The 16,579-nt window shown below is 45.1% G+C and carries 15 protein-coding genes; 11 read left to right on the plus strand and 4 right to left on the minus strand.

Annotated elements, in window-relative coordinates; all coding sequences use genetic code 11:
- Positions 1–31: 31 nt before the first annotated feature.
- The 3 genes from LQZ07_RS23555 to LQZ07_RS23565 form a co-directional block, all read right to left on the minus strand.
- Positions 32–754, minus strand: coding sequence for an ABC transporter substrate-binding protein (locus LQZ07_RS23555; protein ID WP_152785368.1), 723 nt, complete (start codon positions 752–754; stop codon positions 32–34).
- Positions 755–832: 78 nt separating this feature from the next.
- Entirely contained in the window at positions 833–1,777 is a 945-nt protein-coding gene (locus LQZ07_RS23560; RefSeq protein WP_152785366.1) for a chemotaxis protein, read from the minus strand.
- A gap of 35 nt (positions 1,778–1,812) precedes the next feature.
- Positions 1,813–2,688 (minus strand): LysR substrate-binding domain-containing protein, encoded by an 876-nt coding sequence (locus tag LQZ07_RS23565; RefSeq protein WP_152785364.1) that lies wholly within the window; start codon positions 2,686–2,688, stop codon positions 1,813–1,815.
- A 104-nt stretch (positions 2,689–2,792) separates the two neighbouring features.
- Here LQZ07_RS23565 and LQZ07_RS23570 point away from each other — a divergent pair, with 104 nt between their 5' ends.
- Positions 2,793–3,410, plus strand: coding sequence for a glutathione S-transferase family protein (locus LQZ07_RS23570; RefSeq protein ID WP_152785362.1), 618 nt, complete (start codon positions 2,793–2,795; stop codon positions 3,408–3,410).
- Between the two features lie 44 nt (positions 3,411–3,454).
- Here LQZ07_RS23570 and LQZ07_RS23575 read toward each other — a convergent pair whose 3' ends face one another.
- Positions 3,455–4,450, minus strand: a complete 996-nt coding sequence (locus tag LQZ07_RS23575; RefSeq protein WP_152785360.1) for an NADP-dependent oxidoreductase — start codon at positions 4,448–4,450, stop codon at positions 3,455–3,457.
- Between the two features lie 123 nt (positions 4,451–4,573).
- Between LQZ07_RS23575 and LQZ07_RS23580 the strand changes: the two genes are divergently transcribed.
- The 10 genes from LQZ07_RS23580 (at position 4,574) to LQZ07_RS23625 (ending at position 16,078) form a co-directional block, all read left to right on the plus strand.
- Entirely contained in the window at positions 4,574–5,494 is a 921-nt protein-coding gene (locus tag LQZ07_RS23580; RefSeq protein WP_152785358.1) for a LysR family transcriptional regulator, read from the plus strand.
- Positions 5,495–5,680: 186 nt separating this feature from the next.
- Positions 5,681–6,790: an ABC transporter ATP-binding protein gene (locus LQZ07_RS23585; RefSeq protein WP_152785356.1), complete on the plus strand. Its 1,110-nt coding sequence runs from the start codon at positions 5,681–5,683 to the stop codon at positions 6,788–6,790.
- Positions 6,791–6,808: 18 nt separating this feature from the next.
- On the plus strand, positions 6,809–7,855 hold the full coding sequence (locus tag LQZ07_RS23590) for an ABC transporter substrate-binding protein (protein ID WP_016400114.1): 1,047 nt from the start codon (positions 6,809–6,811) through the stop codon (positions 7,853–7,855).
- Between the two features lie 23 nt (positions 7,856–7,878).
- Positions 7,879–9,120, plus strand: coding sequence for an ABC transporter permease (locus LQZ07_RS23595; protein WP_152785355.1), 1,242 nt, complete (start codon positions 7,879–7,881; stop codon positions 9,118–9,120).
- A gap of 2 nt (positions 9,121–9,122) precedes the next feature.
- The gene (locus tag LQZ07_RS23600) at positions 9,123–9,980 is read left to right on the plus strand and encodes an ABC transporter permease (protein ID WP_152785353.1); all 858 of its coding nucleotides are present in this window, start codon (positions 9,123–9,125) and stop codon (positions 9,978–9,980) included.
- A gap of 274 nt (positions 9,981–10,254) precedes the next feature.
- Complete coding sequence (locus LQZ07_RS23605) at positions 10,255–10,983, plus strand: glutathione peroxidase (protein WP_152785351.1); 729 nt, start codon at positions 10,255–10,257, stop codon at positions 10,981–10,983.
- Between the two features lie 71 nt (positions 10,984–11,054).
- Complete coding sequence (locus LQZ07_RS23610; RefSeq protein WP_152785349.1) at positions 11,055–12,527, plus strand: dihydrolipoyl dehydrogenase; 1,473 nt, start codon at positions 11,055–11,057, stop codon at positions 12,525–12,527.
- 185 nt (positions 12,528–12,712) lie between these two features.
- Entirely contained in the window at positions 12,713–14,356 is a 1,644-nt protein-coding gene (locus tag LQZ07_RS23615; protein WP_152785347.1) for a GGDEF domain-containing protein, read from the plus strand.
- Positions 14,357–14,480: 124 nt separating this feature from the next.
- Positions 14,481–15,674: an enoyl-ACP reductase FabV gene (gene fabV / locus LQZ07_RS23620; protein WP_152785345.1), complete on the plus strand. Its 1,194-nt coding sequence runs from the start codon at positions 14,481–14,483 to the stop codon at positions 15,672–15,674.
- On the plus strand, positions 15,671–16,078 hold the full coding sequence (locus LQZ07_RS23625; RefSeq protein WP_152785344.1) for a GNAT family N-acetyltransferase: 408 nt from the start codon (positions 15,671–15,673) through the stop codon (positions 16,076–16,078). Before fabV ends, LQZ07_RS23625 begins: the two co-directional genes overlap by 4 nt.
- The last annotated feature ends 501 nt before the right edge of the window (positions 16,079–16,579 follow it).

Below are 16,579 nucleotides of genomic sequence, written 5' to 3' on the forward strand. Positions count from 1 at the left end.
GTAACTGTCCAAGTCCACAGAAGCCATGGCATTAATAGGGATAATTATCGTCGCTGCCAAGCTCTAGCTGCATTAACTGTTTTAACTCGCCACTGCTCACCAGCATAGGTATAGTTTTATCAAAACGTGTTTGTAAATAACGCCCTCGTGGATTGGCGGAAAAGCAAAAAGTAGAGCTGTAATGCAATACGTTTTCCACCAGCACATAGTCACCAGCCAATTCTGGCTTTTGCTCTAGCAGATGATTAATATCTTCTTGGTAATTTAATACTGCATCCACGCGCTTATGGTGCAACAACTTTATCATTTGCTCTAAGCTTGCGTACTCACGGTAATTCACTCCTTCCGGCAAAAGATCTTGCCAATCGTAACCAAGCTGCGAGACCACTTGCTTGCCAATGAGATCTTGCGGAGAGTTATAGTGCCCAGCCAATTCAGGGCTAGTTAACATGTCGCTACGATCTATTTCTATCGGGAAAGTTGAACAGTTAGCGCGAGCAAAATCGTCCGCTGCCCCGCCAAACACAATATCTACCTGCTGCTGGTCCAGCATGGCGATACTGCGCAAATAAGGCATAAACTGAACGTTGTAGGAGTGATTGGGGAAAACCCGTTGCAACAAACCAAAGTAATAACCGCTTTGGTCTTTGTTGGAATAATTTAGCCACTCATCGGTGGCTATTTTAATACTATTGCTGTCTGCAAAGGCAGAGCAATGAAGGCAGAGTAACAAAAAGCAACGAAGGCCATTCATTAGGCTAAACCCTAAAAGTGGTTCACCTTTTAAGCATAGTAAAACCGCACCAAAGGGTGCAGAAAATGTTAGTTTTTACTAAAACATCCCCTCAAGGATTCCGGTCTTTTTTGCTAAACCAACCTTAGTAATGTCATCAGATACCCGCTCGGCACCACGTAACATAGCGTCGATCAATTCACCCGCATCAAACTTGGTTAAGGCTTCATCAGCGCCCACTTGGCTAGCCCTATCAACACTAATTTCGCTAGATAACGAGGTATGTAAAATAATGTAGGCATTAGCAACACCAGGGTCACTGCGAACCTCAAAAGTGAGTTCGTAACCATCTAAGCCCGGCATTTCAATATCACTCACCAGCACATCAATTGGCTTACCTTGAGCAGCAGCTTGCTGCATCATCTTAAATGCAGTAGCGCCATCGCTAGCCATTTGATAGTCAATTTCTATGCTATCTAGGGCACTGGCTAATTGCTTACGGGCGGTGGCCGAATCGTCCACCAGCAAAATTTTAAGCTGCGCAAGAATCGCTTGGTCTGGCAAGCTTACCGACACACGTACTCGGTCTTCATCATCGGGGAAAACCGTGGCAATTAGCTTTTCAATATCCAATAATTGCACCAGTTTGTCATCAACCCGAGTCACTCCGGTTACATAAGCGTCTTTGCCTAAAGAGCCCGGTGGTGGATCAATATCGCGCCAACGACATTCGGTTATTTTTTCGATGCCACGCACTAAGAAGCCGACAGTTTGGCGACTAACATCAGTAATAATGATCGAGCAAGATTCAAGCTCTTCTTCGGCAATAGGTCGGTAGCCCACGGCGGCAGCCATGTCGATCACCGAAATTGTTTGGCCACGCAGCGAGGCGGAACCCAGTACATACTGGTGAGAATGCGGTAGGGCAGTAAGTCGTGTATAAGGCACAATTTCACGCACCTTTAAGGTGCCAATTGCAAATAGCTGATTTAGGGACAGCCTAAAGTGCAATAAACCTTGGGTTTGACTAGTGGCGCTACTCATGAAGCATCCTTACTCTATTTAAATAACTTTCAACGTTATACCGCTTCAGCTGGCGTGTCTAATAAATAGGCATCTTGCTGGCGAAACCGCTGACAAATTTGTTTAACTGTTTCACTACTACACGCCGCGTGTGGCTGGGTGGCAGCAACAACTACAATATCAATTGCTGGCAAGGGAGGCATTGTTTTAGCGCACAATTCTTGCAATTCGCCCTTGCTAGATCGCGCCAGAGCGGCTACGGCTAATCCTTGCGAGACCAATCCATACAGGCCACTATGATTGGCACTGGTTGCTAGCAAACGATAGGGTATGTCTGCCTTGTCTAACCCATCAATCGCGCTGGCGTGAAACTTACAATCAGTTTCATATAAGGCTAATGGCATAGGCCGTAACTGACTTAAATCGCGATCTTTATGGCTTACCCAAACGCCTTGGTCATGGCGCAATAAATAACCTTCATCACTATCTGGGCTGCGAGTAAGAATGGCCAAATCAAGTTCGCCTTGATCCAAGCTTTCTCTTAATTTCACGCTGGGCGCAGCAGACAAGCGTAAACACAAATTGGGAATAGTTTGCTGCAATAACTCGCACAATAAAGGTAACACCGACACACTATAATCGTCTGGGTAGCCAATGCGTAAGTCCACTCTATCGTGGCTGTGCTTCAACTCTGTGACAGCTTGGTCATGCAAGCTAATAATGCGCCGTGCATAGCTCGCTAAGGCTTGACCAGCAGGGGTTAGCACTAAACTACGGCCTTCTTTTTCAAACAAAGGGCTAACGCTTTCTTGCTGCAATTTTTTCATTTGTGCACTAATTGCAGACTGGGTGCGAAAGGTTTGGCTAGCCGCTCGGGTAAAACTACCACTTTCTACAAAAGCCACTAAGCTGCGTAAAGCATCAATGTCCATTTCAACCCATCACCATCTTTAATAGTTGCCATCAAAAATAATCGTTATTCAAACTACAAGCAACTTGTCACACTAGCCATATCACTTAAGCACAAGGATTCGCTATGATTTTGCACGACTACTTACCCTCTGGAAACGGCTACAAAATTCGCTTATTGCTTAGCCTACTGGGTCAAACCTACCAACTTAAAAGCTATGACATCGTGAAGGGTGAATCACGCACCGCTGAGTTTTTAGCATTAAACCCTAACGGCAAAATACCTGTGCTTGAATTTGACGATGGACGCTACTTGGCAGAGTCTAATGCTGTTTTGTTTTATTTAGCCCAAGGAACACCGTTTTGGCCACAAGATGTTTGGCAGCAAGCTCAAGTTATAAAATGGATGAGTTTCGAGCAATATAGCCATGAGCCAAACATTGCCAGCCCACGGTTTTGGCTTACCCACGCTGGCGTAACACCAGAGCGTCAGGCTCAGTTAGCCGATAAACAACAGCAAGGCTACGCTGCATTAGCGGTGATGGAGCAACACCTTAGCCAACATGATTATTTTGTGGCGAACACTCTTACTATTGCTGATATTGCCTTGTATGCCTATACCCACGTAGCAGAAGAAGGCGGATTTGATTTACAGAGATTCCCAGCCGTTTTGGCTTGGTTGGAGAGAGTGGCTCAAGTAAACAACTATGTCAGCATTAACGATGACTCGGCACGAGTAAGCTAGAGCAGCAAAAAAAGACCAAGCCGACAATCGGCTTGGCCAAACGCTTACAATCTAACTAGTAACTTTCCTTGGTTTTCGCCGCTAAACAGCAAATTGATACCTTCGATGGCTGAATCTAAGCCTTCTAAAACATGAACGCGATACTTTAGCTTGCCCGCTTGCAAGTAGCTGCTTACTTGCTGCATTAATTGAGGAGCCTTATCAAAGTGGTCAGGCATGGTAAAGCCTTGAATCGACAAACGCTTTTTAACAATGGGGATCCAGTTAGGGCCAGCCGAAGGCTGCTCGGTGTTGTAATCGGCAATCATTCCACACACTACGATGCGACCAAAAGCATTCATGTTATCAATGGCCACTTGCTGGATGTCACCACCGGTATTTTCGAAGTAAATATCAATACCATTGGGTGTTAGCTCAGCGACCTTTTTGGCAATGTTATCGGTTTTATAATTAACAGCGCCGTCAAAGCCTAATTCTTCTACTAGCCAGCGACATTTTTCATCGCTACCAGCCACACCCACTACGTGCAAACCTTCGGCCTTGGCAATTTGCCCAACCAAGGAGCCTACCGAGCCAGCGGCTCCGCTTACCAATAAGGTTTCCCCTGTTTTTGGTTTAGCAATCTCTAACAAGCCTTGAGCGGCGGTCATGCCTGGTAGGGCTAATACTGCTAACACCGCTTCCGCAGGTAAGCCAGCAGGAATGATGTTTATCCCAGCACCATTACTGACGGCTTGTTCGGTCCAGCCAAACATGCCCATTACCGTAGCACCTACCGGAAACTGCGCATTGCGAGATTCAATCACCTCAGCAATACCGCTAGCGCGCATAACATCACCTAAAGCAACCGGAGGAATGTAACTCTCGGTATCAGCGCTCATCCAGCCGCGCATTGCTGGGTCTAACGACATATGTGTTTGTTTAATCCTAAACTCGCCATCTTGCAAAGCCTCTACAGCGTGGCTGCGGCTTTCAAAACAACTTGCTTCAATGTTTGTAACAGGGCGCTTGACCAAATGAATTGACTGATAGCTCGACATGCAGGCTTCCTTAAGTGAATAGTATTCATCATTATTTACGCTTTCATTGTAAATAGCTTTACAAATAGGAATAAATAGCCCTTTAAGCTAAACTTTATTGCCTTTTAGACAAAAGTGACTCTAATGGATAAGTTACGCGCCCTGCAATATTTTGCTCACCTTGCTGAATCTGGCAGCTTCACCAATACTGCCAATGCCTTTGATGTGCCGCCCTCTTCGGTATCACGACGAATTGCCGATTTAGAAGCCTTACTCAAACAACAATTGCTGCACCGCAGCACTCGTCAGGTAAAACTTACCGAGTTGGGCGATTTATACTATCAGCAGATATTACCGGCCTTACACAGCTTAAGTGATGCAGAAGACCTGCTAAAACAACAGCAACATCACCCCAGTGGTTTACTGTCAATTAGTGCGATGCCAAGCTACGGTGAGCTATGTTTAACGCCTATTTTGAGTGAGTTTTCGCAGCGTTACCCAGACATCGTGTTAGATCTGCACTTTAGTGATCAATTAAGTAACTTGCGCCGCGACCAAATAGATATCGCAATTCGTGGCGGCACAGCACCCGACGAACGCATTGTTGCCAAAAAGCTCTCGAATAATCATTTTGTTTTGTGTGCTTCGCCAGAATATTTAGCGCGCAATGGCCAACCACAAAGCCCTCTCGAGCTTAATCAACACCCCAGCTTACGCTATCGAAGCCCAGAAAAAGTACTGCCTTGGCTATATAAAGAACAACAAAAATGGCAAGAATTACATCCACCTATTCGCTTAATTAGCAATCATGGTACAAGCTTAGTCAACGCAGCAAAGAGTGGTGATGGCATTGCTTTACTGCCAGAGTGGGGAATTAGCCAACAACTTGCCGAAGGCAGTTTAGTGCGTTTTTCAGTAGGCCAAGATATACGTGTATCGCCTGCTGAAGCTACCGGCATTTACCTTTTGTACCAAGGGCTTAAGTATCAAATTCCTAAGGTAAAGGTAGCGGTAGACTTTATCGTATCGCAACTAATGCAGCAGCCTAGTGAATACTTAGGCTAACAAACAAAGCAGCCAACAGTTAAACCCTGCTTGCTTAACTATTCAGCATATTATGCTGATGTTTACACTAAGCTGTTCAAACTTTGCACTTTTCTCTGCAAACTTGTTTGTTAAGATAATGTTACGTTCGATTCTTGATTACTTGGTCTACTTTTAGCAATAAAGCCTTAACAAAAGGAACTGTTTATGGGCGAGCCGGTCAGTGACCAACAATATGTGCGCTTTGTTGACGTTAAAAAAAGCTACGATCAACGCAGCTTAGTGGTAAAAAACTTTAATCTTGATATTCGCAAGGGTGAGTTTGTTACCTTGCTGGGTCCCTCAGGTTCTGGCAAAACCACTTGTTTAATGATGCTCGCCGGCTTTGAAGATGTCACCAGTGGTCAAATTCTAGTAAATGGCCAAGCGATTACCAACGTTGCACCTTACAATCGCAATATTGGCATGGTGTTCCAACACTACGCATTATTTCCCCACATGACCGTAGCCGAAAACCTCGCTTATCCCTTAGCGGTACGTAAACTTCCCAAAGAAGAAATTAACCGCAGAGTGGCCGACTCTTTAGCATTGGTAGAACTAGAAAGCTTTGGCAAACGCTATCCAGGGCATTTATCTGGCGGCCAAAAACAACGGGTTGCCCTAGCGCGCTCACTTATCTTTGAGCCTTCGATTGTATTAATGGATGAACCTCTAGGTGCATTAGATAAAAACCTTCGCGAACAAATGCAGCTGGAAATTAAGCGGCTGCACGAAGCGATAGGTTTTACCGCTATTTATGTCACCCACGACCAAACCGAAGCGCTTACCATGTCAGATCGCATCGCCGTATTTAACGATGGCGTTGTGCAACAATGCGCCGCACCAGATGTGCTTTATGAGCGCCCCGAAAACGCCTTTGTCGCCGACTTTATCGGTGAAAACAATCACCTCAAAGGCAAGGTACTCAATCGTGCCCAAGGCTTAGCCAAAGTAGAGCTAAGTGATGGCAGCGTGGTTAGTGGCCAAGCCATGGATTGTCCAGAGTCTGGCAATGCTTGTGTGCTGGCTGTGCGCCCAGAGAATCTATTTATAGAAAGCGAGAAACATCGCTTTGATAACCGAATTGAAGCAGAGTTTATTACGCGCCTCTATGTGGGCGACTTTATTCGCTACTTCTTTAAGCTTCGTGACAAAACCGAGCTCATGGTAAAAGTGCTCAACGATCACGATGCACCACAAATTGCCGCTGGCACAATCACTAAACTAACGTGGTCCGTTAATGACGGGTTAGCTTTTAATCCACCCCCAAGCTCTTAATGGTAAAGGATGGTACCTATGAAACGTTTACTTCCAGTTCTTGCTCTCGCCTCGGTCTGTAGCATTGCCAATGCCGACCAACTCACCGCCGTATCCTTTGGTGGTGCGTATGGCGCAGCCCAGCAAAAACATATGCTAGACCCCTTCATGAAAGAAACCGGCCACAAGATTTTATTTGAAAACTACTCCGGTGGTATTGCCGAAATTAAAGCCCAAGTAGAGAGTGGCAACATTCTTTGGGACGTGATCGACGTAGAGGTGATTGATCTCGAACGCGCCTGTTCAGAAGGCCTATTAGAAGTGATTGACCACGCCAGCCTACCACCTGGTGATGACGGCGTGCCTGCAGCAGAAGACTTTAGCGAAGCAGCACTCGCCAATGAATGTGGCGTGGGTAACATTGTTTGGACGGTGCTTTACGCCTACAACAACGACACCATTAAAGGCGGCCAACCTAGCTCTATAGCCGACTTTTTCGATACCAAAACTTACCCTGGGAAACGTGCTTTACGTAAGCGCCCACAAGTAAATTTGGAATGGGCCCTGATTGCCGATGGTGTGCCAAAAGAGCAGGTTTATGAAGTATTAGAAACCGACGAAGGCCAAGCTCGCGCCTTTGCCAAGTTAGCCACCATTGCCGACGACATCGTTTGGTTCGACAGCTGGTCACAAGCGCCGCAATTGCTCAATGATGGTGGTGCAGTGATGGTTCAATCGGCCAACGGGCGGATCTTCGACGCCATTCAAAGTGAAGGAAAACCTTTTGAGATGGTGTGGGATGCTCACTTATATGACCTTGACGTTTGGGCCATTGTAAAAGGCACCAAGAAAAAAGACTTAGCCATGGAGTTTATCCGTTTTGCCACCAGCTCAAAGCCTTTGAGCGGCATGCCTGAAGTGGCTTACGGCCCTACTCGTAACTCTTCTTACGCTTATGTAGATAAAGCGGTTATTCCAAAACTGCCATCTTCACACCTAGATAAAGGTGTTAAAGCATCCGGTGAGTTTTGGGCTGATTATGGTGAGTCCTTAGGTGAGAAATTTAACGAGTGGCTGCTGAAGTAACAGCAACGTAGTTAGAGGTGAAGATGGATAACAACAGCCTTAGCGTTGAAGAAATTCTCGAGAGCAAACGCTTGCTTAAACGCAAAAAGCGTATGCTGCTGGCATTTACCATGCCGCTGTTGATATTTGTCTTCATCACCTTTATCTCCCCCATTGCCACCATGCTATACCGCAGTGTTTACCACCCAACGGTTAGCCAGTTAATTCCTTTAAGTTTGGCAGAACTAAGCACTTGGGACGAAGCTGGCAATCAGCTTCCTAATAGCCAAGCCCTCAAGCAATTTGCCATTGAACTGCAAGGGCTTTCTAAAGAGCGCTTATCGGGCAAGCTGGCCGAAGAAGTGAATCGGCTCAAACCTGGTAGCTCTAGTTTAATAAAATCGAGTGCCAGAAAACTTAAGAAAAAATCTCTCGAAGAATTACAGCAAAGTGGCGACACCTTGTTGCTTGGTTACTCCAAAAAATGGCAAGACATCAATTTATGGCGTGCGGTGAAACGCTCTGGGCAAGCCTTTACCGACAGCTACTACCTTACAACCTTTGATTTAAAGCGTAATCCCGCTGGAGAGATCGAGCAGCGCGATACTCAAATCTATTTAAAGCTATATTGGAAAAGCTTAAAAATAGCGCTAATTATTACTTTTTTAACCGCTTTGTTAGCCTATCCTTTGGCCTACTACTTGGCCAATGCGCCCAGTAAAATTGCCAATCGTTTAATGGTGTTGGTTTTATTGCCTTTTTGGACCTCACTGCTGGTTCGCACCACCTCTTGGATAGCCATTTTACAAACCAACGGCGTGGTCAACTCAACCCTGCAAGCCTTAGGCTTGATTGATGAACCCTTTGAAATGCTCTACACCCAATTTGCCACCATCATTGCTATGACCCATATTTTGCTGCCATTTATGATTTTGCCTTTGTATAGCGTGATGAAAAACATCGACCCGAGTTATTTTCGCGCTGCGCTGTCTTTAGGGGCAAGGCCTGTGCCGGCTTTTATCAAGATCTACCTACCAATGACCATCCCAGGAGTAAGTGCCGGTGCTTTATTGGTATTTATTATTTCTATTGGCTATTACATTACCCCAGCCATAGTGGGTGGCACCGAAGGGCAGATGATTTCTAATATTATTGCCTTCCACATGCAGTCTTCCAATAACTGGGAACTCGCAGCAGCACTCGGCTCGTTATTGCTAGCCTTAATCATTGCTCTGTACTGGGTTTACGATCGCTTTGTTGGCGTAAACAATATTAAGTTGGGCTAAGCATGAAAAGTTATCCTAAATATTTCACCTTCTGGCATATCTTAGCCCACTACGGCCTGCGCTTTTGCTCGTTATTGGTGCTGGCATTTTTGATGCTGCCAATCATGGTGATAATTCCACTCTCGTTCAACGTAGAGCCCTTTTTTAGTTTTACCGAGGGCATGTTAGCGCTAGAGCCCGAGGCCTACTCTTTGAAATGGTATGCCGAAATTTGGCACGACGATAAGTGGTTATTAGCAATTAAAAATAGCTTTTTTATTGGCATATGCGCCACCTTAATTGCTACCGTATTAGGCACCTTGGCGGCGATTGGTTTAAGCAACCCAGCGATGCCCTGGCAAAAGCTTTGGATGGCTATTTTATTGTCGCCGATGATTGTGCCACTCATTATCACAGCAGCAGGAATGTACTTCTTTTATAGCCAGCTAAACTTGGCAGGATCTTACCTCGGCGTGATTTTAGCGCATGCTGCCTTGGGCACACCTTTTGTTTTAATCACCGTAAACGCAGCTTTGTCTGGCTTTGATTATTCCTTAGTTAACGCATCACTAGGCCTTGGCGCACGCCCTCTCACCACCTTTTTTAAAGTTATTATGCCGCTCATCCGCCCTGGTGTAATATCTGGCGCCCTGTTTGCTTTCATCACTTCATTTGATGAAGTGGTGGTAGTACTGTTTTTAGCTGGGCCTGAGCAGCGAACCATTCCGCGACAAATGTTCTCTGGTTTACGTGAGCAAATTAACCCGACCATTTTGGCTGTAGCCACTTTGTTGATCGTAATTTCTGCCATGCTGCTATTTACCATTGAGTATCTGCGCGCCCGCAGTGAGCGAATTCAAAGTGGAGAACTAGATAGCTAAGCTATTTATTACAACAACTTACATGCGTTTATTTTATCTTGGCTATTTCACAGATATAAATTGATCATAAACAAGCAATTCACGACTATCCTCTAATCTAACTCCCTATATTCACGTTTTAACACCTATTATTGCTGTGCTAATCCTTTGAAATCAATTTCAATAGCAATTGCCTATCGTAAAGATAGATTCAATTGTTTTTACAAATCGCTGCGGAAGATTGATACTAGACCCATCAAACGAACACACCTTATTAGAGTTTACGGAGAAAGATATGTTAGAGAATCGCGAAGGCCAAAATGTACCAAGTGTTACTTTTCATACTCGTCAAAACGACGCTTGGGTAGACATTACTACAGAGCAATTATTCAAAGATAAAACCGTGGTTGTTTTTGCCCTACCTGGAGCATTTACACCAACTTGTTCATCAACACACTTACCACGCTACAACGAGCTAGCTGGTGTTTTAAAAGAGAACGGCGTTGATGAAATTGTATGTTTAAGTGTTAACGATACTTTTGTAATGAATGCATGGTTAGCAGACCAAGAAGCTGAAAACATTACTGTAATTCCAGATGGAAACGGCGAGTTCAGCGAAGGCATGGGCATGCTAGTGGGCAAAAACGACTTAGGTTTTGGCAAACGCAGCTGGCGCTACTCTATGTTAGTGAAAAACGGCGTAATCGAAAAAATGTTTATTGAACCAGATGTTGCAGGCGACCCGTTTGAAGTATCAGATGCCGACACCATGCTTAACTACATTAATGCCGACGCTAAAAAGCCTTCTGCAATTAGTGTATTTAGCAAGCCAGGTTGTCCTTTCTGTGCCAAAGCTAAGCAATTACTGCATGACAAAGGCATGGCTTTTGAAGAAGTAATACTTGGCACCGACGCCACCAGCGTAAGTCTTAAAGCGATTAGCGGCCGCAGCACTGTTCCACAAGTATTTGTAGACGGTAAACACATTGGCGGTAGTGAAGAGCTAGAAGCTTACTTAGCTTAAGTAATAAAAATTCAGGCGAGACGGTCTACTCGCCTGAACAACCCAATTCGCAGGTTTCAAAGGTAGTTATCATGTCAAATTCAGAAGTTAAGCAATCTGTAGATGTAGCCATTATTGGCGGCGGAACCGCAGGTTTAGCCGCATACCGCGCCGCAAAAGAGCATACCGATTCGGTATTAATGATTGAAGCAGGCCCCTATGGCACTACCTGTGCACGGGTAGGTTGTATGCCAAGTAAATTGCTAATTGCAGCTGCTGAAAATGCCCATCAATATGAAAAGTCGGCTCAATTTGGGGTTAACTTGGGTAAGCCGCAGATTGACGGCCACGCCGTGATGCAACGGGTAAAATCTGAACGCGACCGCTTTGTGGGTTTTGTATTGGAGTCTGTAGAAGGCATCGATGCTCAGCACAAGCTAGATGGCTACGCCGAATTTGTTACTGAGAACCAACTTAGCGTTAAACATAGCGATGGCTCAAGCACTCAAGTTGAAGCTAAGCGCATTGTTATTGCTAGCGGCTCACGCCCAGCTTTTCCAGCACCTTGGGCCGAGCTAGGTGACCGCTTGTTGGTAAATGACGATATTTTTGAATGGGATACCTTACCAGAATCGATTGCGGTATTTGGCCCAGGCGTAATTGGCCTAGAGCTTGGTCAAGCCTTACATCGTTTAGGTGTAAAAGTACTAATGTTTGGTGTTGGTGGCGCAGTAGGCCCACTTACCGACCCGGCCTTAACTGATTATGCCAATACCACTTACGCCGAAGAGTTTTATTTAGATTCAGACGCTGAGGTTGAGTTAATTGAGCGCAGTGAAAATGGGGTCAAGCTTCGCTATATCGATAAACAAGGTGCAACAGTTGAAACTGAGGTTGATTACCTAGTTGCTGCCACTGGGCGTAGACCTAATACCGATAAACTGGGTTTAGATAAGCTGGATATTCAGCTTGATGAACGCGGTGTGCCGGTTGCCGACCACTACACTTTGCAAACATCGATAAGCCATATTTTTATTGCTGGTGACGCTAGCAACCAGATCCCTCTGCTGCACGAGGCCGCCGACCAAGGAAAAATTGCTGGCGATAACGCCGGACGTTGTAAAGAAGTGCGCGCTGGTTTACGTCGCACGCCAATCGCAGCAGTATTTAGCGATCCGCAAATTGCTATGGTGGGCGAAAGCTACCGCGATATTGAAAAACGCTTAGGCTCTTGTGGTTGCTTTGAAGTTGGCGAAGTAAGCTTTGAAAATCAAGGCCGCAGTCGAGTGATGTTAGTAAACAAAGGCATTGCTCACTTATATGGTGAACAAGGCACAGGCCGCTTTTTGGGAGCAGAAATTATCGGTCCAAATGCCGAACACTTAGCTCACTTATTGGCTTGGGCACATCAAGCTAAAATGACGGTTTCACAAATGCTGGATATGCCGTTTTATCACCCCGTGATCGAAGAAGGCGTTCGCACCGCATTACGCGACCTAAACGCTAAGTTGCACCTTGGTCCAGAAATGATTGATGCCTGCATGGAGTGTGGAGTGGGTAGCTAAACCCTCAAAAACGCTACAAAACAAGCCCTGTGGTTAAACGCCATGGGGCTTTTTTCATTTAAGTGACTAAAAAATCAATAAATATGTTAGCATCCAACTATTGTCAACAAAGCTTATCATTACGGGTAGTTTGCTCTATGCTATTTGCAGCTTTGTTGAAACAAGGATGAACGATACAAACGCTTATGTCTGCTTTTAGATTTTTTATTAGCTTAGCTCTAACTTTATATTTGGCCTGTTATAAGCCTGCAATTGCTGCCGATTTGAATGCCAGTTCACAGCAAATCTACTTAGCAGAAGACCAACAAGTATTACCGCACCGCTACAGTGATATACCTAGCTGGCTAAATAAACTGAGCCAGGTTGATCGGGTAAAACTTAGTGGCGGCAGCTATTGGCTAGTAAAAAAGATAAATATCTCTCAACCAAATCAATGGATAGCCAGCGTAGACGGCCCAATTATCGAAAACATTGATTACTACCTTTATTCAGAAGGTAACCAAATGCGTCATCTTAGCAGTGGTTACCTACACCCTTATGAGTACTTATTTAGCTATGCCCGCCACATTGATACGCCCAGTTTAGGCGGATACTGGCTGATTACCCGCATATCTAGTCAATATTATACCGAACAACCGCAGCTCAGCTTTGGTCACAAGTCAGACTTGAGCCAGCTTTACCACTGGCGAGCGAGTGTGATTACCTTGTGCTTAGGCGGTTTACTGATTTTGGCCATCTACAACGGTGCAGTTGGCTTAGTGCAACAAGATCGCGTATTTGCTTACTTCAGCGGCTACTTATTTTCCATTACTCTAGCTTTGGCCTTGGTTTTCCATGTTGCTGCGCACTTATTGCAGCTACGCATTACCCAATTACACCTATTACCCGTGCTGTTGATTCCAATCTTTAGTGTGTTGTTTTACTGCCGTTTTCTCAGTTTACAGCAATATGCACCGAAGCTGTGGCTAGCAAGTCGCTACCTAATTGCACTGTGTTTACTCAGTATTCCGGTTGCGGTTATTTGGGTAAATTGGGCGGTAATTTTGGTTTACTGCGTGATCTTACTGTGGGTGGTATTAGCGCTTTCTAGTGCTTTGCAATGCTGGCGTCAAGGCTCGAAACAGGCGCAGCTTTTCATACTATCAACCCTGCTATTACTAATACCCGCGTTACTGTTAGCAATGGCCGTTGTGCCTAAAAACACCACCACCTTGTTGGCGGCCGACTTATCCATTCTACTTAGCTGTATTTTTAGCACCTTGTTCATGTCACTGGCGTTGCACTACAAATTTAAGCGACTCACCTTAGAGTCCTTATTAGTCGCTAAGCAGCTGAGTGAAGAACGCGATGCTGCTCGTTTAGATGCCCTAACTGGCTTAAAAAACCGCTATGCCTTTAACGAGTATGTAAGCAATATTGAATTTGATGAAGAGCATCACACCAGCCTCGCCTTAGTCGACATTGATTATCTGAAAAGCATTAATGACCATGCCGGCCACCAAGAAGGCGACAAGCTAATTAAGCTGGTGGCTGAAGCGCTCAATATGGTGCTCAGCGACCAAGTTAAACTTTACCGCATTGGCGGCGATGAGTTTGCGGCCTTTTCCGACACCTTATCTTGCAGTGAGATTGACGAGAAACTGGCCATTGCCGACAAAATCATTCAACTTAATGGCACCGCGCAAAGTGGCATTAGCTTTGGCAGCGCCAGCACCGATGATTGCCAAGACGCAGAACAGTTATTTTACCGAGCTGATATGACCATGTACCAACAAAAAGCCCAGCGCAAACGCAAATCCAAGCTAGTTGCGCTTAATCAACAATCCTAGAGCTGTTTATCTTTCAAGCTGACTTTTGCAGCAATAGGAGTCGAGCAATAGCTTGATATGGTGTAACTTACTGGTCTTAGGCATCCACTACACTTGTTGCATAACTTTTCTCATGGAGTTGACCATGCTTATTTCCCCACAATTAACGGGCAATATCGCTCGCAATTGCCATCCGCCAGGCTGTAAAGCCTATTTGCAACAACAAGCCGATTATATTCAACAACAAGCAACAATAAGCGGCGCAAAAAAGGTGCTGATTTTGGGAGCCTCTTCTGGCTTTGGTTTAGCTTCTCGCTTAAGTTTAGCCTTAGCAGGAGGAGCCGATACCATTGGCGTATCCTTCGAGCGCGGCCCTAATGAAAAAGGATTGGGCAGTGCTGGCTGGTACAATAATATTTTCTGCAAGGAACTCGCCGAGAAACAGAGTTTACTAGCAAAAAACTTTATCGGTGATGCTTTTGATCCAGCCATGCGTAGCCAAGTCATTGAGTACATTAAGCAAGAGTTTGGCGGCAAAGTTGATTTAGTGATTTACAGCTTGGCTACGGGTAAGCGCAAAACCGAATCTGGACAATGGCACTCGGTACTAAAAACCACCGACACGCCACTACATGGCTTAAGCATTAACCTAGAAACCGAACAGCTAGAACCGCAAACTGTAGAATTGGCCAATGCTGCAGAAGTAGAAGCCACCACTAAAGTCATGGGCGGCGATGAATGGCGCAACTGGATAGATGCACTACAACAAGCCGATGTACTAGCCCAAGGCTGCAATACCATTGCTTATTCCTACGTAGGGCCAGAACGCACCGCCGCGATTTATCGCGATGGCACCATTGGCCGAGCTAAACAGCATTTACATGTCACTGCACAAGAGCTGGATAAACAGCTGCAAACGCAGGTAAGCGGCCATGCCTATGCTTGTGTATGTAAAGCCTTGGTAACTAAAGCCAGTGTCTATATCCCGGTAATGTCGCCCTATATATCTTTACTGTACAAAGTAATGAAAGAGCAGGGCAGCCACGAAGAATGCATTGAGCAAGCTTATCGATTATTTAGCCAACACCTCTATCCACAAGATGGTCAAGTTCGATTAGACACGCTAAATCAGCTTCGCATTGACGACCTAGAGCTAAGCCCACAGGTGCAACAACAAATAGACTTACGTTACCCCACGGTCACAGCGGATAACTTCAAACAAACCACCGATTTTGACGGTTACAAAACAGCGTTTTTACGACTAAATGGCTTTGCAGTAGCTGGGGTAGACTATCAGCAACCTTGCGATGTAGAGGCTTTAAGCAAGCTCAAACCATGATAAACATTCACACAATTAGCGCCGAACAAACCCTAGCAATTCGCCAACAAGTTCTATGGCCAAGCCATGATTTAGCGTTTTGTCGAGTACCTGAAGATGACACAGGTGAGCACTATGGTGCTTACCTTAATGGCCAACTCATCATGGTGGCTTCGTTATTTACTAGTGGAAACGAGATTCGGCTACGTAAATTTGCCTGTTTGCCAGAGCTCCAAGGGAAAGGATACGGGAGCGAAATGCTCAATTACTTGGTTGAACAACAAGCTGGTAAAGCATTAACTAGTTTTTGGTTTGACGCACGTTGCAGCGCCATTGGTTTTTATCAACGTTTGGGCTTTTTAGTGACGAGTGAAGTGTTTGATAAACACGGCGTTGACTATGTAAAAATGGCAAAAGCACTTTAGGGTCTGTTGATCTTTGGTGTTGAAATTTTGTTCGAGATAAGCGGGCTTTAATCACGGCGAGTACTTGGAAGCCTAGTGGGCTAAGCAAGAAGTGCTTAACAAAGAGTAAAGTTCGCTTACCCTAACCCTTCGGGCAGCATTTATTAGCCATTTACTCAGCGTTAGCGAGTGATTATTAAGCCCACTTAACTGCTCACTCACTGCCTTGCCTAAATGGCTAATAAATTGCTGCAAAAACCATCAGCAAAGATCAACATACCCTAGTAACAACCTCCCTACAAATTGCAGGCGAAAAAAAAGGAGAAGCAATGGCTTCTCCAATTTTTCTGTCGGTCAACAAAGGTCAGATCTTATTTCTTTCGATATCGCGCCAATCCTTGGAACGATGGAAATAGAGTAATGATAGCGTTTTCTTGATGCAAGCATTTTCCCAGTCAATCACAAGAAACTAGATCGAGCTCACTTAAATTAGAGGCATCCGTGATCTAGATCAAAGAATCG

This window comes from Agarivorans sp. B2Z047, from assembly GCF_023373605.1.
GTDB lineage: Bacteria > Pseudomonadota > Gammaproteobacteria > Enterobacterales > Celerinatantimonadaceae > Agarivorans > Agarivorans albus.

Bases quoted from the DNA above. Each gene is read 5' to 3' on its own strand.
- LQZ07_RS23555 (WP_152785368.1), bottom strand. From the start codon at position 754: ATGAATGGCCTTCGTTGCTTTTTGTTACTCTGCCTTCATTGCTCTGCC.
- LQZ07_RS23560 (WP_152785366.1), bottom strand. From the start codon at position 1,777: ATGAGTAGCGCCACTAGTCAAACCCAAGGTTTATTGCACTTTAGGCTG.
- LQZ07_RS23565 (WP_152785364.1), bottom strand. From the start codon at position 2,688: ATGGACATTGATGCTTTACGCAGCTTAGTGGCTTTTGTAGAAAGTGGT.
- LQZ07_RS23570 (WP_152785362.1), top strand. From the start codon at position 2,793: ATGATTTTGCACGACTACTTACCCTCTGGAAACGGCTACAAAATTCGC.
- LQZ07_RS23575 (WP_152785360.1), bottom strand. From the start codon at position 4,450: ATGTCGAGCTATCAGTCAATTCATTTGGTCAAGCGCCCTGTTACAAAC.
- LQZ07_RS23580 (WP_152785358.1), top strand. From the start codon at position 4,574: ATGGATAAGTTACGCGCCCTGCAATATTTTGCTCACCTTGCTGAATCT.
- LQZ07_RS23585 (WP_152785356.1), top strand. From the start codon at position 5,681: ATGGGCGAGCCGGTCAGTGACCAACAATATGTGCGCTTTGTTGACGTT.
- LQZ07_RS23590 (WP_016400114.1), top strand. From the start codon at position 6,809: ATGAAACGTTTACTTCCAGTTCTTGCTCTCGCCTCGGTCTGTAGCATT.
- LQZ07_RS23595 (WP_152785355.1), top strand. From the start codon at position 7,879: ATGGATAACAACAGCCTTAGCGTTGAAGAAATTCTCGAGAGCAAACGC.
- LQZ07_RS23600 (WP_152785353.1), top strand. From the start codon at position 9,123: ATGAAAAGTTATCCTAAATATTTCACCTTCTGGCATATCTTAGCCCAC.
- LQZ07_RS23605 (WP_152785351.1), top strand. From the start codon at position 10,255: ATGTTAGAGAATCGCGAAGGCCAAAATGTACCAAGTGTTACTTTTCAT.
- LQZ07_RS23610 (WP_152785349.1), top strand. From the start codon at position 11,055: ATGTCAAATTCAGAAGTTAAGCAATCTGTAGATGTAGCCATTATTGGC.
- LQZ07_RS23615 (WP_152785347.1), top strand. From the start codon at position 12,713: ATGTCTGCTTTTAGATTTTTTATTAGCTTAGCTCTAACTTTATATTTG.
- fabV (WP_152785345.1), top strand. From the start codon at position 14,481: ATGCTTATTTCCCCACAATTAACGGGCAATATCGCTCGCAATTGCCAT.
- LQZ07_RS23625 (WP_152785344.1), top strand. From the start codon at position 15,671: ATGATAAACATTCACACAATTAGCGCCGAACAAACCCTAGCAATTCGC.